At 66.0% G+C, this 21,952-nt stretch carries 22 protein-coding genes and 1 tRNA gene; 13 read left to right on the plus strand and 10 right to left on the minus strand.

What is annotated here, in order from left to right; translation table 11 throughout:
• Positions 1-92 precede the first annotated feature (92 nt).
• The 8 genes from SY26_RS03440 to SY26_RS03475 all read left to right on the plus strand — a co-directional run bounded on the left by SY26_RS03440 (position 93) and on the right by SY26_RS03475 (position 7,010).
• Positions 93-413, plus strand: a complete 321-nt coding sequence (locus SY26_RS03440) for a hypothetical protein (RefSeq protein WP_045999261.1) — start codon at positions 93-95, stop codon at positions 411-413.
• A 62-nt stretch (positions 414-475) separates the two neighbouring features.
• A complete protein-coding gene (locus tag SY26_RS03445; protein WP_045999262.1) occupies positions 476-697 on the plus strand; it encodes a hypothetical protein in 222 nt (73 codons plus the stop codon).
• A 211-nt stretch (positions 698-908) separates the two neighbouring features.
• Positions 909-1,217, plus strand: a complete 309-nt coding sequence (locus SY26_RS03450) for a hypothetical protein (protein ID WP_157020395.1) — start codon at positions 909-911, stop codon at positions 1,215-1,217.
• A gap of 13 nt (positions 1,218-1,230) precedes the next feature.
• Positions 1,231-2,196, plus strand: coding sequence for a YqaJ viral recombinase family protein (locus SY26_RS03455; RefSeq protein WP_045999264.1), 966 nt, complete (start codon positions 1,231-1,233; stop codon positions 2,194-2,196).
• 3 nt (positions 2,197-2,199) lie between these two features.
• The gene (locus SY26_RS03460; RefSeq protein WP_052715104.1) at positions 2,200-3,243 is read left to right on the plus strand and encodes a hypothetical protein; all 1,044 of its coding nucleotides are present in this window, start codon (positions 2,200-2,202) and stop codon (positions 3,241-3,243) included.
• Positions 3,244-3,355: 112 nt separating this feature from the next.
• A complete protein-coding gene (locus SY26_RS03465; RefSeq protein WP_045999265.1) occupies positions 3,356-3,610 on the plus strand; it encodes a DUF2312 domain-containing protein in 255 nt (84 codons plus the stop codon).
• Entirely contained in the window at positions 3,610-5,691 is a 2,082-nt protein-coding gene (locus SY26_RS03470; RefSeq protein WP_084693662.1) for a DNA cytosine methyltransferase, read from the plus strand. The genes SY26_RS03465 and SY26_RS03470 overlap by 1 nt, the downstream gene beginning before the upstream one ends.
• 278 nt (positions 5,692-5,969) lie before the next feature.
• Positions 5,970-7,010 carry a tyrosine-type recombinase/integrase gene (locus SY26_RS03475; RefSeq protein ID WP_045999266.1) on the plus strand — a complete coding sequence of 347 codons (1,041 nt, stop codon included), beginning with the start codon at positions 5,970-5,972 and terminating at the stop codon, positions 7,008-7,010.
• A gap of 51 nt (positions 7,011-7,061) precedes the next feature.
• Here the strand turns inward: SY26_RS03475 and SY26_RS03480 are convergent.
• From SY26_RS03480 to SY26_RS03495, 4 genes are all read right to left on the minus strand, one after another.
• A tRNA-Leu gene (locus tag SY26_RS03480) sits at positions 7,062-7,145 on the minus strand.
• 110 nt (positions 7,146-7,255) lie between these two features.
• Positions 7,256-8,212, minus strand: coding sequence for a lipoyl synthase (gene lipA, locus SY26_RS03485; protein ID WP_139597612.1), 957 nt, complete (start codon positions 8,210-8,212; stop codon positions 7,256-7,258).
• Between the two features lie 93 nt (positions 8,213-8,305).
• Positions 8,306-9,214 (minus strand): hydrogen peroxide-inducible genes activator, encoded by a 909-nt coding sequence (locus SY26_RS03490; protein ID WP_045999267.1) that lies wholly within the window; start codon positions 9,212-9,214, stop codon positions 8,306-8,308.
• 74 nt (positions 9,215-9,288) lie between these two features.
• Positions 9,289-10,434 carry a DUF6456 domain-containing protein gene (locus SY26_RS03495; RefSeq protein ID WP_157020396.1) on the minus strand — a complete coding sequence of 382 codons (1,146 nt, stop codon included), beginning with the start codon at positions 10,432-10,434 and terminating at the stop codon, positions 9,289-9,291.
• Positions 10,435-10,650: 216 nt separating this feature from the next.
• On the opposite strand from SY26_RS03495, the gene SY26_RS03500 reads away from it, so the two are divergent.
• On the plus strand, positions 10,651-10,986 hold the full coding sequence (locus tag SY26_RS03500) for a DUF6477 family protein (protein ID WP_045999268.1): 336 nt from the start codon (positions 10,651-10,653) through the stop codon (positions 10,984-10,986).
• 3 nt (positions 10,987-10,989) lie between these two features.
• On the opposite strand, the gene SY26_RS03505 is transcribed toward SY26_RS03500, so the two are convergent.
• Positions 10,990-12,540 (minus strand): helicase HerA-like domain-containing protein, encoded by a 1,551-nt coding sequence (locus tag SY26_RS03505; protein ID WP_045999269.1) that lies wholly within the window; start codon positions 12,538-12,540, stop codon positions 10,990-10,992.
• 465 nt (positions 12,541-13,005) lie between these two features.
• On the opposite strand from SY26_RS03505, the gene SY26_RS03510 reads away from it, so the two are divergent.
• Positions 13,006-13,806: an invasion associated locus B family protein gene (locus tag SY26_RS03510; protein WP_045999270.1), complete on the plus strand. Its 801-nt coding sequence runs from the start codon at positions 13,006-13,008 to the stop codon at positions 13,804-13,806.
• A gap of 75 nt (positions 13,807-13,881) precedes the next feature.
• Here the strand turns inward: SY26_RS03510 and SY26_RS03515 are convergent, their stop codons facing one another.
• The 4 genes from SY26_RS03515 to SY26_RS03530 all read right to left on the minus strand — a co-directional run bounded on the left by SY26_RS03515 (position 13,882) and on the right by SY26_RS03530 (position 18,282).
• Entirely contained in the window at positions 13,882-15,090 is a 1,209-nt protein-coding gene (locus SY26_RS03515; protein ID WP_045980892.1) for a beta-ketoacyl synthase, read from the minus strand.
• Positions 15,091-15,176: 86 nt separating this feature from the next.
• Positions 15,177-15,443, minus strand: coding sequence for an acyl carrier protein (locus SY26_RS03520; protein WP_045999271.1), 267 nt, complete (start codon positions 15,441-15,443; stop codon positions 15,177-15,179).
• A gap of 12 nt (positions 15,444-15,455) precedes the next feature.
• Positions 15,456-16,556 carry a UDP-3-O-(3-hydroxymyristoyl)glucosamine N-acyltransferase gene (locus tag SY26_RS03525; RefSeq protein WP_045999272.1) on the minus strand — a complete coding sequence of 367 codons (1,101 nt, stop codon included), beginning with the start codon at positions 16,554-16,556 and terminating at the stop codon, positions 15,456-15,458.
• A 70-nt stretch (positions 16,557-16,626) separates the two neighbouring features.
• Complete coding sequence (locus tag SY26_RS03530) at positions 16,627-18,282, minus strand: murein L,D-transpeptidase (RefSeq protein ID WP_232303251.1); 1,656 nt, start codon at positions 18,280-18,282, stop codon at positions 16,627-16,629.
• A 303-nt stretch (positions 18,283-18,585) separates the two neighbouring features.
• Here SY26_RS03530 and SY26_RS03535 point away from each other — a divergent pair, with 303 nt between their 5' ends.
• A complete protein-coding gene (locus SY26_RS03535; protein ID WP_045980855.1) occupies positions 18,586-19,149 on the plus strand; it encodes a DUF882 domain-containing protein in 564 nt (187 codons plus the stop codon).
• Between the two features lie 133 nt (positions 19,150-19,282).
• A complete protein-coding gene (locus SY26_RS19780) occupies positions 19,283-19,867 on the plus strand; it encodes a TetR/AcrR family transcriptional regulator (protein WP_052714525.1) in 585 nt (194 codons plus the stop codon).
• On the opposite strand, the gene SY26_RS03545 is transcribed toward SY26_RS19780, so the two are convergent.
• Entirely contained in the window at positions 19,864-20,481 is a 618-nt protein-coding gene (locus SY26_RS03545) for a TetR family transcriptional regulator C-terminal domain-containing protein (protein WP_232303252.1), read from the minus strand. The two genes, SY26_RS19780 and SY26_RS03545, sit on opposite strands and share 4 nt — an antisense overlap.
• A 141-nt stretch (positions 20,482-20,622) precedes the next feature.
• Between SY26_RS03545 and SY26_RS03550 the strand changes: the two genes are divergently transcribed.
• Positions 20,623-21,948: an aspartate aminotransferase family protein gene (locus SY26_RS03550; protein ID WP_045999273.1), complete on the plus strand. Its 1,326-nt coding sequence runs from the start codon at positions 20,623-20,625 to the stop codon at positions 21,946-21,948.
• The last annotated feature ends 4 nt before the right edge of the window (positions 21,949-21,952 follow it).

Here is a 21,952-nt window from a genome sequence, read left to right on the forward strand (position 1 = left end):
TTGTCCTTTTTTATTCTTGACGCGGACAATTGTCCATGTCACCTTCATCTCACAGGCCGCGACAACCGCCGCCCCAGATGAAGGACCACCCCATGCGCCGCTACCTTGCCCTTGCACTCCTGCCCCTGATCGCCGCCTGCGCGCCGCGGCCCGACAGCATCGCCCCGGTGGGCATGGGCAACGCGTTCGCCAGCTACGACTGCACCGCCGCTGCGGCTGACCTGCGCGCCGAACGCCAGAACCTCGAAACCATGTCCCAGGCACAGCGCAACGCCGCGACCGGCGATGCCATCGGCGTGTTCCTGATCGGCGTGCCGCCGTCCTCGCTGACGGGCGGAAACAAGGCGGGCGATATCGGCGCCAGCGAGGGCAAGATCATCGCCCTGGAAGCCCGCGTGGCCTCCTGCGGCTGACGGCTTTGGTATCCGACCCCATGCGGGCCGGCATCCCAAGCCATCAACCGGAGGACCGTCCGATGACACACCCCGACGACCGCCCCTATTCAGCAGAGCCCTGCGGCAGCTTCTTCCGTGGCGTTCTCAGCGCCATGGCCCTGTCCGTGATCGGCTGGTCCATCGTCGCAATGCTGTGGATCCTGGCCAGCAACGCCTTTGCCGCGTCAGCCGATCGTCCCGACGCCTGCGCCAAGTACTGCGGCGTCGAGGTCGCGGCCTGCATCGCGGAGCTGCGGGAATGACGCTCCTCGGTAAGGACAAGTGCGCCAACGAGCTGCTGGGCAAAATGATGACCCAGAACCTCGTGCTGCAGCAGCTGCTAAAAGAGCGCGACGAGGTGAAGAAGTGACCTGCCCCGACATCGAAGGCGGACTGGCCCGCGTCAGGGCGGGTGTTCACAGCCGCATTCACCCCCTCGCCTGCATCTTCGCCGATCAACCGAAGGAGCCTGCCATGACACGTACCCCCATGCCGCCGCTGCTGTTCATCGTGGTCCGCGATCACGGCGCCCTCGGCATCGGCTGCAGCGACCCCACCAGCTGTCGGGACGCTGCCTATGACGACTTCACCTGTGCTACCGACCAGGGCGATCCGGTCGCGGTCTGGCAGATTGCCACCTCCGTAGGCCTGCCCGTGAGCGTCACCGACGTCACCGACTCCTTCGAGCGCGAGCTGCAGGAGGTCTGCATCGCCCGCGATCTGGATTGGCCGACGATCCGTCGGCTGGAAGACAACCCCGCCCTGAACCTGGCTGCTGAGTAAGGAAAACCCTACCATGAACATCGCACGAAACGATTTCCTCGCACGCCGTAAACACGGCCTGGGCGGTTCCGACATCGCCGCAATCGTCGGGTTGTCTAAGTTCGCCACTCCCTACGATGTGTGGCTGTCTAAGCGCCCCGAGGCCCAGACCGAAGACGAGGGCGACAAACCTTGGTTGTACTGGGGCGCCGTTCTCGAAGACGTGGTGGCGAAGGAATATGCCCTACGCACCGGGCGGAAGATCCAGCGTGTCAACGCCCAGTTGGTTCATCCCGAACACCACTTCGCACTGGCGAACATCGATCGTGCTGTCGTGAACCCTGGCATCGCTGGCCGGGTCTGGTGGAGGGATGGACGCCTGACCACAGATCGCATCCTTGAGTGCAAGACGGCGAACGGTTTCGCGGCTAGCGTATGGGGTGCTGACGGTACCGACCAGGTGCCTGAGGCCTACCTGTGCCAGACCCAGTGGTACATGGGGATCACAGGCGCCCGGTACGCCGACTTGGCCGTTCTGATCGGTGGCAGCGATTACCGACGCTTCACCATCGAGGCTGACCCTGAGCTCTTCGCAGACCTGCTAACCGAGGCCACCGCCTTCTGGAAGCTGGTCGAGGAAGGCATCGCCCCCGATCCGCAGACCGTCGCCGACGCGCAGAACCGTTGGCCGCAGCATCTCAAGGCGAAGACCGTGATGGCCACGGCCGGCGCGGCTCGCGCCGTCGAAGAGCTGGCCGAAATCAAGGAGCGCATGGGCGAGCTGAAAGACCGCGAGGACGCCCTGAAACTCACGATCATGGGCGAGATGCAGGAAGCGGAAACGCTGACAGACATGGGTGACCCGATCGCGACGTGGAAGGCCCAGACCGCTGAGCGGATCGACAGCAAGGCCCTGCGTGTCGACCACCCCGACATTGCTGCCCTCTACAGCAAGACCTCCACGACGCGCGTGCTGCGTCTCAAATCGAAGAAGGACTGATCCATGACCACCGAAACCGCCCTGGCGCACCGCGACGAGCAACACGCCATCGCCCCGCAGACCCGGCCCAGCATGGGTATTCTGACCCCGTCCAATCTGGCCGAGGCAATGAAGATGGCCGAGATCCTGGCCGACAGCAGCATCGTCCCGAAAGACTTTCAGGGGCGTCCCGGCAACGTGCTGATCGCCTGCCAGTGGGGCGCGGAGATCGGCCTGCAGCCGCTGCAGGCCATGCAGTCGATTGCCGTGATCAACGGGCGCCCGTCGATCTGGGGCGACGCCATGCTGGGTCTCGTCCAGGGGTCCGGCCTGCTGCAGGACATTCAGGAAGTGGTCAGCGATGACGGTGAGGTCGCGACCTGCACCGTGGTTCGCCGCGGCAAATCTCCGGTCGTTCGCCAGTTCACCATGGAAGAGGCCAAGACCGCCGGGCTTAAGGGAAAGACCGGCCCCTGGCAGCAGTACCCGCGCCGGATGCTCCAGTTGCGCGCCCGTGCCTTCGCGCTGCGCGACGCCTTCTCCGACGTGCTGCGCGGCGTGGCCATCGCCGAGGAGGCGCGAGACACGCCCGTGATGCGGGACATCACGCCCGAGGGAGACGCTGAGGTTGCGCAGACCGCCAGCGGTAAGATCCGCAACAAGATCGCTGCGAAGAAGGCAGGCGGTGTCACCCTGCCGGACGTGCTGGACCGGATCGGCAAGGCCAGCGACGAGGCGCAGCTGAACGAGGTTGGCGCAGACTGCGGCAAGCTGGAGGGCGACGACAAGGACAAGGCACGGGAAGCCTATCGGAAGCGCCTAGACGTTCTCAAGAAAGCCGTGGCTGACAGCCAACAGGACCCGGCGGCCAGCAGCATCAGCGAACTGATCCAGTCGACCGACAAGGGCATCAAGCGCGAGTTGACCAACGGTGCACCCTACTCCGGGACCATCAGCTTCTACGAGACCGAGCTGGCACGCATCAAGGCCGAGGAGCCGAAAGAGCATGCCGCCATGATGGCCGAATACGAACGCATCGAGGCCGAGCGCAACGGCACCGACGCCTGACCCCATTCCCCGTCGCCCATCGCCTGTGGCGAGCGGGGATAACTGGCGGGTCGGCCCCCCTCCTCCCTCTCTGACCGGCCCGCCCTTTTCACATCATCACGAGGTCGAACCCATGCCCCAAGACGATCAAGCCTACGGCGTCGCAGCCGACGAACTCCGCCAGTTCATCGAGCAGTTCGAGCAGCTGGAGGCCGAGAAGAAGGACATCGCAGAGCGCCAGAAAGAAGTGATGGCCGAGGCCAAGGCCCGCGGCTACGACACCAAGGTGATGAAACAGATCATCGCCCTCCGCCGCCGCGACAAGGACGACATCGCGGAAGAGGAAAGCATCCTCGACATGTACAAAGCCGCCCTGGGGATGGTGTGATGAAGCACCCCCACCTGCCCATGATCATCGACAGCTTCGCCGGCGGCGGCGGGGCATCGGCCGGGATCGAGGCCGCGCTTGGCCGCTCGCCCGACGTGGCCATCAACCACAGCGAAAAAGTTCTGGCTCTGCACGCGGCCAACCACCCGGAAACGGTGCATCTGGACAGCAACATCTGGGACGTGGATCCTCTGGCCGTGACCAAGGGCCGCCATGTCGGCCTGCTGTGGGCTAGTCCGGACTGCAAGCACTTCAGCAAGGCGAAGGGCGGCGCGCCGCGCGACCGCAACATTCGCGACCTCGCATGGGTCGTGGTGCGGTGGGCCGAGTTCGCCAAGCCCGACGTCATCTGCATGGAGAACGTCGAGGAGTTCGTAACCTGGGGCCCGGTCGACAACGACGGCCAGCCGATCAAGGAGTTCGCGGGGCAGATCTTCGAGATGTGGATCGCCCGGCTGCGCAAGGCCGGCTACAAGGTCCAGTGGCGCGAGCTGCGCGCCTGCGACTATGGCGCGCCGACAATCCGCAAGCGGTGGTTCCTGGTCGCGCGCCGCGACGGGCGGCGCATCGCCTGGCCAAAGCTCACGCACGGCGATCCGAAGTCCGAGAAGGTTCGCAAGGGCAAGCTGCTGCCATGGGTGGGCGCGCATACCTGCATCGACTGGTCCCTGCCCTGCCCCTCGATCTTCGACAGCAAGGCCGAGGTGTTCGAGAAGCACGGCTTGCGCGCGGTCCGGCCTCTGGCCGACAACACCCTGGCGCGGGTGGCGCGTGGGATGAAGCGCTACGTACTGGAGGCCGACCGCCCGTTCCTGGTGAACCTGACCCATGGCGGCCGGGTCGAGGATGCGGCAGAGCCGTTCCGCACCATCACCGGCGCACACCGCGGCGAGAAGGCTACGGTCGTACCCATCGTTTCGCAGATGTACGGGTCCGGCGGCGGGCGCGGGGACATCGACCGTCCCTTGGGCACGGTGACCGCCGACGGTCAACACGCCTCGCTGATTGCCGCCAGCGTCCAGCGGTTCAACACAGGCGCGACCGGGCAGGACATGCGCGACCCCATGGCCACGATCACGGCAAACAGCTGGATCAAGAAGCCCGGCGGCGCGGCACCTCTAGGCGTCCTCGCGCCTTACCTCGCTACGTTCTATGGCCATGGAGAACAGCGGGGAAAGCGCGCCGCCGATCTGGTCGAGCCGCTGCGAACGGTTACGGTCGAGAACCGTCACGCTGTCATCGCCCCGGTGCTGACCTATGCCCAGCAGGGCGGCGGCAACCGGGCGGCGACCGACCCGCACCACACCATCTGCGCCAGCAAGAAGGACCAGAACAGCCTGATCGCTGCGACGATGGTGCAGACCGGCTATGGCGAACGGACGGGCCAGCAGCCCCGCGCACTGGACGTGGCCGCACCCCTCGGCACCGTGGTCGCGGGCGGGGCCAAGCATGCCCCCGTGGCAGCGTTTCTTGCGCAGCAGAACAACGACACCCGGCGCGCGGGCGGGGTCCACCCTGGCCGGGCCGCGAATGAACCGATGTCGACCGTCACGCAGTCAGGCAGTCACCAGACGCCAGTGGCCGCCTTCATCGCGCGGCAGTTCGGTGCCAGCACCGGTCACGCAGCGGACACGCCCCTTGGTACCATCACGGCGGGCGGACAGGGCAAGTCGCAGCTGGTCGCCTCGTGGTTCGCTAAATACTACGGCACCGGGGACGGCGCGCGCGCTGATGAGCCTTGCCATACGGTGACCGTCAAGGACCGCATGGGCCACATGCAAGCCGAACTGGCCGCACCGCCCTTCGCCCCCGAGCATCACGCCCGCGCCCGCGCCGTGGCCGAGTTTCTGCGCGGACACGATGCCTGGCATGGCGGCGAGTTCGTCACCCTGACGATCGAGGGTGCCTCCTATGTCGTGATCGACATCGGCATGCGGATGCTGACCCCGCGCGAACTGTTCCGTGCCCAGGGCTTCCCGGCAGACTACGTGATCGAGGGCGTTTGGGGAAGGGCTGGAAACCCCGGATCCGGTTTGGGTGCCCTTCGCCAAGGACGTCCAGGTCAGCTGCTGCGGGAATAGCGTATGCCCGCCACTGGCCGAGGCGCTGGTTGCGGCGAACTGCGGCCATCTGCGGGCGGAGCAAACTGGCGGTGCTGCCGCCGAAATACAGGAGGGATGATGGCACAGACAATAGAACCGCGCCCAGTTATGCGCCCTTCCGATATACGACAGGCGGTTTCGGAATGGGCGGCAATGGGATTTGCCGTGACGCTGGACACGCGAGCGGGCGTCATCACAGTAACGCCGCCCGGACCCCAGCAATCGGCTGATCCGTTCGACCAGGTGGATATGCGTGCATGACGAAGCGACACCTGCCCGCCCATATATACGACAAGAAGGGCGTGCTGTATTTCCAGCGCCGTGGATACAAGACCACCAGGATCCAATCTGAGGCTGGAACAGCAGCCTTCGCCCTCGAGTACGCGGCGCTTCTGAACGGAGCGGTGATACCGCCCGCTGCACCGGCACGAACGTTCTCGGCCTTGGTGAAGGACTACCTGACCAGCAACCGCTACAAGCGCTTGGCGCCACGGACGGCAAGGGACTACGAGAAGGTGCTGGCGTGGGTCACGGCCAAGCTTGGCCACCTGCAGGTTGGCGGCATCCAGCGGAAGGACATCATCCGCGCGCGCGAGACGAACGCCGGCAAGATGCGCTTTGCGAACTACATCGTCCAGGTCGTTCGCATCTTGTTGGAGCATGCCATCGACCTCGGCTGGAGGTCAGACAATCCCGCCAAGGGCGTGGAGCTCCTTCGCAGTGATGCGCCTGCCCGCGAAGCATGGCCGCAGGATATGATCGACGCATACCGTGCGGAGGCCTCCGGCCGGGCGCTACTGATCTTCGAGCTATGCCTAGGAACCGGACAGCGGATCGGTGACGTGCTGCGCATGAGATGGTTGGACATCGACGGAGAGGGCATCGCCATCCGTCAGGGCAAGACCAAGGCCAAGCTCTGGATCCCTATCACGCCGCGCTTGAGGGTGATCCTGGAAGAGACGCCCCGCATCGGACTGACGATTTGTGCCTACGGGCCGCACGGAAAGCAGCTCAGCTATTCATCAGCGTCTCAGGACGTCCGAACCGTGAGAGACGCAATCGGGGCGCGTGCCTATGACATTCACGGGCTTCGCTACGCCGCTACTGCCGAGCTGGCCGCCGCCGGGTGCAGCGACGAGGTGATTGCCGCCATCACGGGCCACAAGACAACTGCAATGATCGCGAAATATGCAGGCCCGGTACGCCAACGCGCTCGCGCCAGCGAGGCAAATGCCAAGCGCGGAACGAACGCAGCACGAACGGAGAATGTTGAGAAGGGTGTTGAGAGCAACGAGTGAAGCAGGTGCGGTGTCGCTCACCCATCGCGAAAAAAGTCAGCAGAAAGGGCGTGGTAGGGGCGGCCGGACTCGAACCGGCACTCATTGCTGAAACGGATTTTGAATCCGTCGCGTCTACCATTCCGCCACGCCCCCGGACTGGTCCCGGCGCCCTTTCGGCGGCGGCCCGTTCGGACCGTTGGGCTTGGCGTAAATCCAGTCGCGGCGATTTGCAAGGGGCGGCGTGCGCCCCCTGCCCCGCGGCCTCAGGCGCGACCCAGCTTGACCAGTCGGGCGTCGCGAAGCTGCGCGAAGTCATCGCCCGCATGATACGACGACCGGGTCAGCGGCGTCGCCGAGACCATCAGAAAACCCTTGCCATAGGCGGCCTTCTCATAGCCCGCAAATTCTTCGGGCGTGACGAAGCGGTCGACGCGATGGTGCTTGGGGCTGGGCTGCAGATACTGGCCGATGGTGATGAAGTCGATGTCCGCCGCACGCATGTCGTCCATGACCTGCAGCACGCCTTGGCGATCCTCTCCCAATCCAACCATGATGCCGGATTTGGTGAACACCGACGGGTCCAGTTCCTTGACCCGCTGCAGCAGACGCAGCGAATGGAAATAACGGGCGCCGGGACGGACCTCCGGGTAAAGGCCCGGCACCGTTTCAAGGTTGTGGTTGAACACATCGGGACGCGCCTCGACCACGGTCTCCAAGGCGCCAGGCTTTGATTTCAGAAAGTCGGGCACCAGCACCTCGATCGTGGAGGCCGGAGAGCGGTGTCTGATCGCCCGGATGGTCTGGGCAAAATGCTCGGCGCCGCCATCGTCCAGGTCGTCGCGATCGACGCTGGTGATCACGACGTGGTTCAGGCCCAGCTTCTGCACGGCATGGGCGACGCGGCCGGGTTCGAACGTGTCCAGCGCCTGCGGCTTGCCTGTCGCGACGTTGCAGAAGGTGCAGCCGCGGGTGCAGATCTCGCCCATGATCATCATGGTGGCGTGGCCCTGGCTCCAGCATTCGCCGACATTGGGACAGCCGGCCTCCTCGCAGACGGTCGACAGGCGGTTCTCGCGCAGCAGGTCGCGCGTCTGCTTGTACCCCGCAGAGGTGGGCGCCTTGACGCGAATCCAGTCCGGCTTCTTGGGCTGGGCCTGATCGGGTCGGTGCGCCTTTTCCGGGTGGCGCTGATCCGGGATCCTGAGGTCGCGCAAGGTCATGGTCCTTTCGGTCGCGGTTCGGGCAGAAATAGGGGCTTTGCAACGATTTGGCAACGCATCCCCTGCCCCTGCGTCCACATGGCTGCCTTGCGGTCAGCCCAGATCCAGCAGCGGTCGCGCCGCCGCGGTCAGCAGGCGGGCCAGATCGTCGAACCAGCCCTGCCCCGGAGTCGATGCGCGGCGCATCAGCATGACCTGCCGCGCGGGCTGGGGGTCGGGAAACCTGACGGCCGTCAGACCGGGTGCCGCGGCCAGCTCCTGCCGGCGGGCGATCTCTGGCAGGAAGGTCAGGCCCATGCCCTGCGCGGCAAGGCGGCACAGGGTCGACAGCGACGCGGCCCCCAGGTCCAGCCGCGCCGCGCGGCGGTTCAGCCCGCAGACCTCCAGGGCCTGGTCGCCAAGGCAATGCCCCTCATCCAATAACAGAAGTTGGCCGGGATCCAGCGCGTCAGGAGACAGCGGTCGGCTGCGCAGATCGGCGATTCGCGCCGCGCTGCCGGCCAGCAGAAAGCGGTCGGCGAACAGCGGTATGGCCTGCAGGCCAGGCCCCTCAGGCGGGCTGGCGACAACGATGGCATCCAGCCGCCCCGCCTGCAGTTCGTCCAACAGGCGGTCTGTCTGCGCCTCGCGCAGATGCAGGTCGCGCCCGATGTCGCGCGCCCGCAAAAGGGGCAGCGCCTCGGGCAGCAGATAGGGCGCGACGGTGGGGATCATGCCCAGCATCAACCGGCCGCCCTGCCCCGGCTGCCGCAGGTCCTGTTCCAGATCGGTCATCGCGGCCATGACCCGTTGGGCGTGGTCCTGCAGCGCGCGGCCCTGCGGGGTCAGGACGACACCTTGCGGGGTGCGTTCGACCAGGCGGGCGCCGATCTCCTCCTCCAGCGCGCGGATCTGCATGGACAGCGCGGGTTGCGTGACGTTGATCGATTCGGCGGCGCGTGTGAAATGGGTGTGCTGCGCCAGGGACAAGAAATAGCGCAGCTGGCGCAGGGTGATATTCATAAGGGGGCCTGATCAACGACGCGCGGTCAACGCCCACCATCTTATCGACCAGTCCCCGTCTGCGGCAATGACCTTCAGCCGATCAGCCGCGATCCCTTGCCGTAGGTTTCCTCATAGTGCCGCTCCAGCCGCATCAGGGCCAGACGCAGGACGATTTTTCCAGACCGTGCGGACCAGCCAAGACGCCGTTCCGTCATCTCGATCCCCTCCAGAAAGCAGCACACCCGAAGGACGATGTCGCCCATGCCCGGACCCAGGTCGCGCAGCGCGACGGCCACCCGGTCGCGCGCGGATTCCGATCCGCCGCGATAACCGCCGCCGCCACGCGACACGTCGATCCCCGAGGTCATGAAGCCGTCCCAGTTCTGGGTGACGCGCGGACCCATCTGGGCCAACTCGAAATCCTCGCGCAGGCGTTCGCCCGCGGTGACCATGCCCGGGGTCAGGAATGCCTGCCCATCATGGTCACGCCGCCGCGCCAGCACCAGAAGCGGGCTTTCCGCGATGTTCACCCGGGTCTGGCGACGGCGGCCATCCTCGGGGTCGTCTATCACGCGATCCTCCCACACCCGGTGACGGTCGCCGTGGTCAAACGCCGCCTGGGCCTCGGCCATGCCGTGGACGGGTTGGGCGTCCTCGTGGACCGGGTGGGCGTCCGCAAACGACGATGGCCCCGGCACGGCGCTGCGCTGGCGGGGCGACCGCAGCATCTGGCGCAGGGCCTCGCGCCCTGCCGGCGCGATGACATAGCGCTGGATGCGCCCCCCGCCCCGTGTCTGCACGACCCATCCCTTCAGCGCCATCATCTCTGCCAGGGCGCGTTCCAGAACGGCGGTACGGATGTCGTCGCGCGTGACGATCGCCTTGTCCATGCCGGGGGCCGATGCCATGCACGCACCCGGCTCTGCCAACCGGCGCAGCACGCGCAGGGCCTGACGCTCATCAGGCGCATTGGCCCCCTCGGCCCGCGGTGCCAGCGCGGCATCCACCAGCGGATCGTCGCGGCGCGCCTCGAACCGGCGGATGCGGCGGAGGATGGTCGAGGCATGAACACCGGCCTCGCGCGCCAGGGCACGGATCGTCACCCCCTGGTCGACATGGCGCAGGTAAAGACGCGCGTCCTCGCTCAGGTCGTCTTGCGCGCAGGTCTGCCCTTGCACCTGCGCACGGTGCTCCGCGATGCCCGTGTGGATTGCGAAATCACCGGTCAATATGGTCATGTCAGGTCCCTTGTCGTCCTCGGGCAGCCCGGCAGTAGACTACCCTGGGTTGAAATCTTTCCCTGTGGTTAACAGGGTGTTTCTGCACATAGCCGCAACATTCCCTAACAATTCCTAAAGAAACCTTGCTCCACCGCGCGCTGCGGCAGGGCTTTTGGCAAAACACCTCAAGGTTGTGTGAAGGTGACCTCGTGGCAAACGCAAAGGATCAGCCCCATGACCGCAGTCTCGAACGTGATCGTTTTTCGCCCCCGCCCGACGAATCAGGGCCTGCGCCGTCCCGGAACGCTGATCCGGGCCGCCCGCGAAGGTCAGAAGACCTGGAAGCGCGATCGCGACCTGCCCCGCCTGCTGCGCAGCGACCGCTGCCCTGCGCCGGGCACCGTCCTGTCCCGCCTGCGGGCCGAGGAGCAGATCCAGAACGACATGCGCGTCACCCAGGCCGCCGAATACGACCTGCGCCGCCACGTCCTGCTGGTCATCGCCATCCTGGCAGAGATGCGTGCCGCGATCGATGCCGCGCCGATGCCGGCCACGGCCATCGCGCTGTGACCATCAGCGCTTCTTGATCAGGGAACCCAGAACGCCCCGGACCAGCGCCTGCCCGGTCCGGGTCCCCAACTGCCGGGCAAGGCTCTTGCCAAAGGTCTGCACGATGCTGTCGGACCGCCCGCGTGGGGCAGCCTTCTCGCGTGCCGGCGCCTGATATGGTCGCCCCCGTCCCGCACCGGCGGGCATGTCGAACAACCCGTCGTCATCCTTCTTCGCACTGGCCGCCTGGGCTGCGGCCTGGGTCTTTCGTGCCAGCATCTCATGCGCGGAATCACGATCCAGGGCAGTGTCGTATTTCGGCCCCATCGGGGACGTGGCCCGGATCGCTGCGCGCTCCTGGTCCGTGATCGGGCCGACCTGACTGAACGGCGGTCGGATCAGCGTCCGCTGCGCGATGCCCGGCACACCCTTCTGCTGCAGGAACGAGGTCACGGCCTCGCCCGTCCCCACCTGCTGAATCGTCTCGGCGATGTCGAAATCGGGGTTGGTCCGATAGTTCTGCGCCGCATCGCGCAAGGCTTTCTGATCCTTGGCAGTGAACGCCCGCAGCGCGTGCTGAACCCGGTTGCCCAATTGGCCAAGCACCGATTCGGGAATGTCGGCGGGGTTCTGGGTGACGAACCAGATGCTGACGCCTTTCGACCGGATCAATCGTGCCACCCGCTCGACCTTTTCGATCAGGGCCTTCGGCGCGTCGTCGAACAGCAGATGCGCCTCGTCAAAGAAGAACGCGACGCGGGGCTTGTCCGGATCGCCCACTTCGGGCAGCTGCTCGAAGAGCTCCGACAACAGCCACAGCAGGAATGTCGCGTACAGGCGAGGTGCGTTCATCAGGCGCTCTGCCGACAGGATGCTGATGACACCGCGCCCGTCCGCGTCCTGACGGATGATGTCGGTCAGTGCCAGCGCCGGCTCGCCAAACAGGTTCGCTCCGCCTTCGGTCTCCAGCACCAGCAGCGCGCGCTGGATCGCGCCAACGCTGGCGGTGCTGACATTGCCATAGCGCGTCGACAGGTCGGCGGCGTTCTGTCCGACCCAGACAAGCATCGACTGCAGGTCTTTGAGGTCCAGAAGCGGCAGCCCCTCCTCGTCGGCGACGCGGAAGGCGATCGCCATGACGCCCTCCTGCGCCTCCGTCAGGTCCAGCAGGCGCGACAGCAGCAGCGGTCCCATCTCGGCTGGAGTGGTGCGGACGGGATGACCCTGTTGGCCCCAGACATCCCAGAACGTCACCGGATAGGATGCATAGGTCAGATCAATCCCGATCTGACCGGCCCTCGCAAGGAAAGGCTCGTGCAGCTTGCCTTGATCCGATCCCGCCTTGGCCAGCCCCGCCAGATCCCCCTTCACATCCGCTAGGAACACCGGAACGCCCGCCGCCGACAGGCTTTCGGCCAGGGTCTGCAGCGTGACGGTCTTGCCCGTCCCCGTCGCACCCGCGACCAGCCCGTGCCGGTTTGCCAGCTTCAGCAGCATCGTCTCGGGGGTCGCGTATCCGGCGCCGGCGCCGCCCACGAAGATCGTTCCCGCATCCAGGTCCAGAACCGTGGCCATCGCATCCCCCACCAACAAATTGCGCAACGCACGCCTTGAAAAGACAATTTTAACGCTTTCATGGCAAGGTGAAGTTGTCCGGATCGCAGCCGTGACCCGGACCTTCCTCCCTGTTGGACTGCCGCGCCCTCGGGCGCGGCTTTTTTTATGTGATCGGGGGAAAATCCATAGACCGTTGACGGATCACGCCAACGCGATTAGCGTGCGTCTCAATGATGACCGGCCAGTCCGGCAGGGAGAATAACGCAACGCGTCGGGGGCCGTGGTGGAAGCCACGGCCTTTCGCATTAATTCATGACGCGTGCCCGGCCGGTTCGGTTCCCACGTAACTTCTTCAATGCGCAATCCTGTGCAATGTCCCGACCTCAAGGGTTGGTGACAACGCGTGTCTTGGCAGGGGACTGACAAGGCCCCGGTGCCGTGCTAGATCAGCCGCAATGCGTTGAGCAAAAGAAAGATAGATTGATGTTCATCAAACATTCGCACGCGCTGTTGGCCGCCCTCGCCCTGATCACCGGGCCTGCATTCGCCCAGGACACCCCGGCGCCGGCCACGCCCGAAACCCCCGCGGCGGAAGCCCCCGCCGCCGATGCGCCTGCAACCGCCGCACCGGCCGCAGGTGCCCCCGCCGCAGACGCGCCGGCCACCGCACCTGCCGATGCACAGACGCCAGCCGCGCCCGCCGATGCCCCTGCGGCCGAGAACGCGCCCGCGGGTCAGCCCGCGCGCGATCCGAACGGACCTGGCAGCTATTACGCCAAGTCCGAGCATGGCGATTGGACCATCCGCTGCATCCGCGCCGATCAGGGCAAGGATCCGTGCGAGATGTACAAGCTGCTGACCGATGCCGACGACAACCCGGTTGCCGAACTGACCATGGTTCCCCTGTCGAACGGCGACGTCGCCGCCGGCGCCACCCTTGTCGCGCCGCTGGAGACGGACCTGATTGACGGCCTGGGCTTCCAGATCGGATCGGGCGAAATGCGCGGCTATCCGTTCAGCTTCTGCGCGCCGGTCGGCTGCGTCGCGCGCCTTGGCTTCACCAATCAGGAACTGGCAAGCATGAAGGCCGGCAGCACCGCAGCCGTGCAGTTGCTGCCCTTCGGTGGGGACCCGGATTCGCCGGTCCAGCTGAGCATGTCGCTGACCGGCTTCACCGCCGCGTTCGATGAACTGGCCGCCTATGCCGCCGCACCCGCGCCCGCCCCGGCCGCCGATGCCGAACCGGCAGAGGATACCCCCGCCGAGGACGCACCGGCCGAGTGATCGCCCCTGCCATCGCATGAACGGAAAAGGCCGCGTCCCCTGGGCGCGGCCTTTTTCATGCGTCCCGCATGACGATCAGACGCGGCGCAGGGCGATGACCGCGTTCAGTCCGCCAAAGGCGAAGGCATTGGACAGGACGGCATCGACCCGCGCCTCACGGGCCTCGTTGGGAACGACGTCCAGCGCGCATTCGGGGTCGGCCTCCTGATAGCCGATCGTGGGCGCGATCACCCCGTCGCGCAGCGCCATGATGCAGGCCAGCAGTTCGACCGCGCCGGTGCCGCCGATCAGATGGCCGTGCATCGACTTGGTCGACGACATCATCAACCGGTCCGCGTGATGGCCAAAGGCATGGGCGACCGCCGCACATTCCGTTTTGTCATTTGCGGCAGTACCCGTTCCGTGGGCATTGATATAGCCGATATCCTCGCGGTTCAGGCCGGCATCGACCATCGCCCCGGTGATCGCTCGCTCGGCGCCCTGGGCCGATGGCATGACGATGTCCTGCGCATCCGACGACATGGCAAAGCCCACGACCTCGGCCAGGATCTCGGCGCCACGCGCCCGGGCGTGTTCGAAATCCTCGAAGACGAAGACGCCTGCGCCTTCGCCCTGGACCATGCCGTTGCGATTGGCGCTGAAGGGGCGGCAGGCGTCCTTGGACATCACGCGCAGCCCCTCCCATGCCTTGACGCCGCCAAAGCACAGCATCGCATCGGACCCGCCCGACAGCATGACGTCGGCCGCGCCCGACCGCACCATCTGGAACGCCAGGCCCATCGCATGATTGCTGCTGGCGCAGGCGGTGGCGACGGTGAAGGCGGGGCCGCGCAGGCCGAACTCCATGCTGACATGGCTGGCCGCGGCATTGTTCATCAGCTTGGGGACCACGAAGGGATGGACGCGGTTCTTCCCCTCCTCATAGACGGCGCGATAGTTCTCGTCCCAGGTATTCAGCCCACCGCCGGCCGTGCCCAGGATGACCCCCGACCGCAGGCCAAGCGCGCCCTGAAAGTGCAGGCCCGACTGCTCGACCGCCTGCTTGGCAGCCAGCAGGGTGAACTGGGTGAACTTGTCATAGAGCAGGATCTGCTGGCGGTTGAAATAGGTCTCGGGCGTCCAGTCGTGGACCTGTCCACCGATCTGGATCGACAGGCGATCGACATCGCGAAAATCCAGCTGCGTGATCCCGCAGCGACCCTCGCGGAACGCCTCTAGGGTGGTGGCGACATCGTGGCCAAGCGCGTTGATCGTGCCGGCGCCGGTGATCACCACGCGGCGCAGCCCGCCGCGGCCGGTCGTCTCGGCCGCAGGCCGGATCGCGGGTGCCGCGCGGCCTGCGTCGATCAGCGCCTCGTCCACGGGGGCGGTCATTCCGCCTTTTCCGCGACCAGCCGATGCACCGCGGCGATGATCGTGCCCATGTTCGAGATGTCGAAGTCGGACTTCTCGGGCTCGTTCGCATTGAACGGGATCGAGATTTCGAACTCTTCCTCGATGGCAAAGATCGATTCGACCAGGCCCAGACTGTCGATGCCCAGTTCGGCGGGGGTCGCGTCATCGGTGATCTGGTCGGGTTCCAGCATCGCCTGTTCCGCGATGATGGCCCGAATGCGCTGCGTGATGTCGTCTGTCATGTCGCCTCCTGTTCAGCCCTTTTCCAACAGGCGTGTAACGGTTTCCTGAAGCTTGGACAGCTGTTGTGCGAAACGCGGCAGCCGCCGCATGGCCTTCTGGATCTCCAGCTGGGTCTCCATCTTGACCGCGGGGTTGCCCAGGATCACCCGGCCTGCCGGCACGCGGGTGAAGATCTTGGCGGCACCGCCCGCGATGACGTCGTCCCCGATCTGGATGTTGTCGTTGACGCCCACCTGCCCGGCCAGCACGACCCTGTCGCCGATCACCGACGATCCGGCTACGCCCACCTGGCTGCACAGCAGGCAGTCACGGCCCACGACGACGTTGTGGCCCAGCATCACCAGGTTGTCGATCTTGGTGCCGTCGCCCACGCGGGTCGACCGGATCGTGCCGCGGTCGATGGTGGCGTTCGCGCCGATCTCGACGTCATGACCCAGCTCGACCGCGCCAAGCGAATGGATGCGCGTCCAGTGCTGCTGGTTGACCGCGGCACGGGCACCCAGGGTGCGGCGGATCTCCTCGATCCCCGACTCCTCGGGGGTGACGAAGGAAAACCCGTCTCCGCCGATGGACGCGCCCGGCTGCACGATCAGACGGTCGCCCGCGGTCACGTCATGGCCGATCCGCACGCCCGGATGGATCAGTGCCTGATCGCCGATGCGGGCGCCGCGACCGATGCTGACATGCGCCCCGATGCGGGCGCCCTGCCCGATCCGCACATGCGCGCCGATGACGACAAACGGCGCAATGGCCGCGCCGTCGCCGATCGTGGCCGTGGGGTCGATGACCGCGGTCGGATGAATGCCCGGCGCAATGTCCGGGCCGCGGTCGAAGGCCCGCGTCAGACCGGCCATGACCAGCCGCGGGCGGGGGGCAAAGATGGCGGCCTTCAGGCCATAAGCCTCGGGGTCCATCCCTTCGGCAAGGATGGCGATGCTGCCGGGCTTCAACGCCTCGGCGTATTTGGGCGCCATGGCCATGGCCAGCGTGCCGCCATCCGCGTCGACCGGACCGACCGCCGCGGGTTCCGCCGCACCCGTCACGCGGATCGACTGGTCGCCCCAGCATTGCGCGTCCAGAGCCCGCGCCAGCTCACCCATCGTCAGGACCATGGCCCCCCCTTTCGCGCAAGGACTTAGCCTGTTTGCAAGGCTGCTTCCAGTGCCCGCGTTCCGGGGCGGGTCACAACCCCGGGTTCAGGTCCGCGACCATGGCGGGCGCTGCCGCGCCAAAGCCCTGGGCCTGCAGCGCCTCCCAGATGCGGGCGTCGCGACCATAGATGTCGTCGAACAGCCGGATGCGCCCATCCGGGCCGGGCCAGGCGGTGAAATAGACCAGATGCACGGGAACCGGCGGCGTCAGCTTCAGCCAGGTCTCGCGTTCCCGGTCGCGGGCGCGCTGAAACATGGCAGCCGGATCATCGGTCTGGCGCGACAGCAGCGCACGGGCCAGATCGACCGGGTCGCCGATGCGGATGCAGCCATTCGATTCCGCCCGCACCCGGTTCGCAAACAGGTGCTTGGAGGGCGTGTCGTGCAGATAGATGTTCCAGGGATTGGGAAAGATGAACTTGACCACGCCAAGGGCATTGTCGTCGCTTGGCTTCTGGCGCAGCCTGAACGGAAAGCTGGCGGCGCTATAGCGGCCAAAGTCGATGCCGTCCCGCGCCAGCACCCGCCCCGCGCCATCCACCACGTCCAGATGCGACAGCGCATGGCGGTTCGCCTGCAGGCGGGGCAGATAGTCGCGAACGGCGATGGACCGCGGCACGTTCCAGCTGGGATTGACCACGACATTGGCCATCATCTCGGAAAATTCGGGCGTGCGCATCTCGGGCGTGTCCTTGCCCATGACGCTGCGAGTGCGGAACACCTCGGCCCCGTCTTCCACGATGGTCGTGCTGAATTCCGGGATGTTCACCCAGACATGGCGGCTGTCCAGATCCTCGGACGCCATCCAGCGCATCCGCTCCATCGCCACCAGGATCGCACGCTGCCGCGCGTCCTGTCCGGTGCCGCCATCGCCGTTCAGCGCCGCGATGGTCCGCGGGCCCGCGACGCCGTCATCCGGCAGGCCGGCCGCACGCTGATAATCGGAGACCGCCCGCGCAAGGGCATCGTCATACAGCGTGGCATCCGGCGCATCGGCGGCAAACCCGATGGCCACCAGGCGCGTGCGCAGGTCGGCGATCGCCGTGGCCCTTTGGCCTGGCCGCCAGACACCGGTCGCAATCCTTGGTAGGCTCTGCGGCACCACCAGATCGGCCGGCCCGGACAGCGCCTGTTGCAGCGCAAGATAGGCCGGATGGTCCGGTCCGGCCCCGGCAAGGACCGCCGCAGGATCCGCCGCCGCCTCGAACCGCGCCAGCAGCGGGACCACCGCGGTCCGCACGGGCTGTCGCTTGATCTCGGGGTCGACGCGCGTCGGGTTCAGCACGCCGCCGGTCAGATCGCGCAGCAGGCGTGACAGGGCATGGGCATGGGCGATCTCGGCCGCAAGTCCTTCGGTCGCCGTCAGGCGGTCGGGCTGGTATCGGGCAACGGGGATGCCATGGCGCGGGGCGTTCCCGATCGCGTCTCGCAAGGCGAGTCGCCGGGCCTCTCCCTCGGGGCCAAGGAAGATCGGGCGCAACCCGTTGCTGCCATAGAACGAGGCAAGATCGGCGTCGTCCGACACTGCCAGCGCCAAGGCCATCTGTTGCGGCGTGAAATCCAGCCGTGGCGCCGCGGCCACGCTCACGGCAGTGAGAGGTTCGCGTGCGCCGGACACAACGGGAAGCCAGCCGACGACCCCCGCCAGTGTCAGCGCCAGCACGCCCCGGACCATTCGAACCGCCATCTGAACCTCCGAAATTCTGTCCGTATTGTCCCACGGCCGCCGTGCGCGCGCCACACCCCACGCATCTGTTTGTGCAGTGGAAAAGCAGTGGTTGCCAAAACGCCACAGCGCCGCCGCCGATGTGCAACATTACCCGTTTTAGGCGAAATCTTGCCGAAATTCGGGTTAGGATCGGCCATCCCGGCAGAATCCGTTTCGTCGCGCACGCGCTTTTGACATATTGTTAATCAGGTCGGGGATAAACCACGACAGGCCGCGACGTGTCGCCGGCTTAAAAAAACGAAGCAGGACAGGCGATCTGACATGACAATGGACATTATCTCCCGTCGCGGCATCTTGGGTGTGTTCGCGGCAACCAGTGTTGCGGCGACCCCGGTGATGGCGAATGCCTTCGGATTTTTGCGCGGCAATGCGGGCGACATGCGGCGGGTCAAGATGTACAACGGCCGGACCGGCGAGAGCATCGACACGGTCTATTGGGTCGACGGAAAATACATCCGCGAGGCCCTGAACGAGATCAACGTCTTCATGCGCGACTGGCGCACGGGCGAGGTGATCGGCATCGACCCGCGGATGATCGACGTGGCGGCCGCGTCCTCGCGCCTGCTGCAGACCAACGAACCCTACATGATGCTGTCGGGATACCGCTCGCCCCGCACCAACGCGATGCTGCGGCGCCAGTCCAGCGGCGTGGCGCAGAACTCGCTGCACCTGACGGGCAAGGCGGCCGACCTGCGGCTGAAGTCGCGCTCGGTCGGGCAGATGTACCAGGCTGCGGTGGCCTGCCGCGCCGGTGGCGTGGGACGCTACAGCCGGTCGAACTTCGTGCACATGGATTGCGGTCCCGTCCGCACCTGGGGCAGCTGATTTCAGACGACCTTTTCGCAAGGCGCAAACGCCCTCTGCCACCCGCAGACGGCGTTTTCCGCATTTTTCGGGCTTGCCGCCGCAACGCTGGCTTGCGACGCTGGCCGGAACAACAAGACAAGATCGGACCTGCATGAGCCCCCTCGAGACGCGCCGTTTCAAAACCGCCAAGAAAATCCAGGCCGCAGCCATCGAACTGGCCGTCCGCGACGGTCTTCCCAATGTCACGACCGAGGCGATCGCCCGACATGCGGGCATCAGCACGCGGACCTTCTTCAACTACTACCCCTACAAGGAGGCGGCCCTGATGGGTCCGCCGCCCGACTATCCGCCCGAAGCGTCCGAGATCTTCATCGCGGGCAAGGGTCGCCTGATCGAGGATCTGGGCCTGCTGATAGAGGCGCATCTGGCCCGATATCTGAACGAACGCGAACTGATCGGCGCGATGCTGGCCCTGTCCGACAAGGACCCCAAGCTGGAGGCGCTGCGCAACAGCGCCATGCTGGCGCGCCGCGCGCAGATGCGTACGCTGCTGCATCGGCGGATGCCCGGGTCGGACGAACGCGTGATCGAGATTTTGGCCGCCGCGATCATCGCCGCGACGAACGCCGCGACCAAGGATTGGGTGTCGGGCGCGCGCGAGGATTTCATCGCCGCAGCGCATGAGAACCTGTCGCTGATCCTGACGGCGGCCGAAATGCTGGACAAGCCCAGCTAGGGCGTCAGCAGCTTTCGGTACAGATCGTCCAGGAATGCCGCGCCCTCGGCCACGGGGTCGCGGCCGTCTCCCAGGACGGCGCGGACCTGCGTCTCGAAATCGGCATAGTGCTGGGTCATCGACCAGATCGAGAAGATCAGGTGGCGCGGCTCGACCCGCGCGAGCAGCCCTTGGTCCATCCAGCCTTCCAGAACCGCGACCGTCCGATCGACGATCTGTCGCAGATCGCCGCCCAGGATTTCGGTCAGATGCGGCGCGCCCTGCAGGATCTCGTGGGCGAACAGGCGGCTTTCGCGGGGATAGTCCTGCGACATCGACAGCTTGGCCTGCACATAGCGCAGCACCTCGGCCAGCGGCTCTCCGTCGGGGTCGATCTGGCGCATCGGCGCCAGCCACATCTCCAGCAGGGTCGTCAGCAGCGCCTTGTGGATTTCGTCCTTGGAGCCGAAGTAATACAAGACGTTCGGCTTGGACAGGCCCGCTGCCCGCGCGATCTGGTCGATGGTCGCGCCGCGCAATCCGTTGGCCGAAAACGCCTCCAACGCCCCGTTCAGGATCAGCTCCCTGTTTTTCTGCTGAATCCGGGTCATCTGGGGCATGCTGGTCTCTGTCATCGAAGCTCCGGCTCTGGCATGATCCGATTTTGGGCAGATCGGTCGGAATTGTCATCCGGCTTGTCAGGACGCTTGACTGCCCCCTGCCCCGTGCTAGCCTGATCCTGACCGTTTGGTCAATAATCCGTGAGGACGATGCCCATGCCGCTTGACCGCAAGCCCGCCCCGAATGACCTGCGCGCTTTCTGGATGCCCTATACCGCGAACCGTCAGTTCAAGTCGGCGCCGCGGATGTTGGTTGCGTCCAAGGACATGCATTACACGGCCGCAGACGGTCGCCAGATCCTGGACGGGACGGCAGGCCTGTGGTGCTGCAACGCCGGCCACTGCCGCCCCAGGATCACCGAGGCCGTCCAGAACCAAGTCGGAGAGCTGGATTATGCCCCCGCCTTCCAGATGGGCCATCCGCTGGCGTTCGAGCTGGCCAACCGCATCGTGGACATCGCGCCCGATGGGATGGACCATGTCTTCTATACGAATTCGGGCAGCGAGGCCGTCGATACCGCGCTGAAGATCGCGCTGGCCTATCACCGGGCGCGGGGCGACGCGGCCCGCACGCGGTTGATCGGGCGCGAGCGGGGCTATCACGGCGTGGGCTTCGGCGGGATCTCGGTCGGGGGCATCGTGAACAACCGCCGCCATTTCGGCACATTGCTGGCGGGCGTCGACCACATGCCCCACACCCATCTGCCCGAGAACGTCTTCACCAAGGGGCAGCCGGAACACGGCGCCAACCTGGCCGACGAGCTGGAGCGCATCGTGGCCCTGCACGGAGCCGAGACGATCGCCGCCGTCATCGTCGAGCCGATGGCCGGGTCGACCGGCGTCCTGATGCCGCCCAAGGGCTATCTGGAGAAGCTGCGCGCGATCACGAAAAAGCACGGCATACTGCTGATCTTCGACGAGGTGATCACCGGTTTCGGGCGCCTGGGCAGCCCCTTCGCGGCCCAGCATTTCGACGTTGTCCCCGACATGATCACCTGCGCCAAGGGCCTGACCAACGGCGTGATCCCGATGGGCGCGGTCCTGGCCACCGCCGAAATCTATGACGCGTTCATGCAGGGCCCCGAGCACATCATCGAACTGTTCCACGGCTATACCTATTCCGGGAACCCGATCAGCTGCGCGGCGGCCATTGCAACCCTGGACACCTATGCCGAAGAAGGTCTGCTGACGCGCGCCGCGTCGCTGGAAACGTATTGGCAAGAGGCGATCCACGGGCTGCGGGACCATCCGAACGTGATCGACATCCGCAACATGGGCCTGATCGGCGCCGTGGAGCTGGCGCCGATCGAGGGTCAGCCGGGCAAGCGCGCCTTCGACATCTTCGTGCGCGCGTTCGAGGCCGGCATCCTGATCCGCGTGACGGGCGACATCATCGCCATGTCGCCGCCCCTGATCATCAGCGAGGCGCAGATCGATCATTTGATCGGCACGCTTGGCGAGGTGCTGAAGACCGCCGCGTAAGCGG

It is taken from the genome of Paracoccus sp. 228 (genome assembly GCF_000967825.1).
GTDB classification, from domain to species: Bacteria; Pseudomonadota; Alphaproteobacteria; order Rhodobacterales; family Rhodobacteraceae; genus Paracoccus; species Paracoccus marcusii.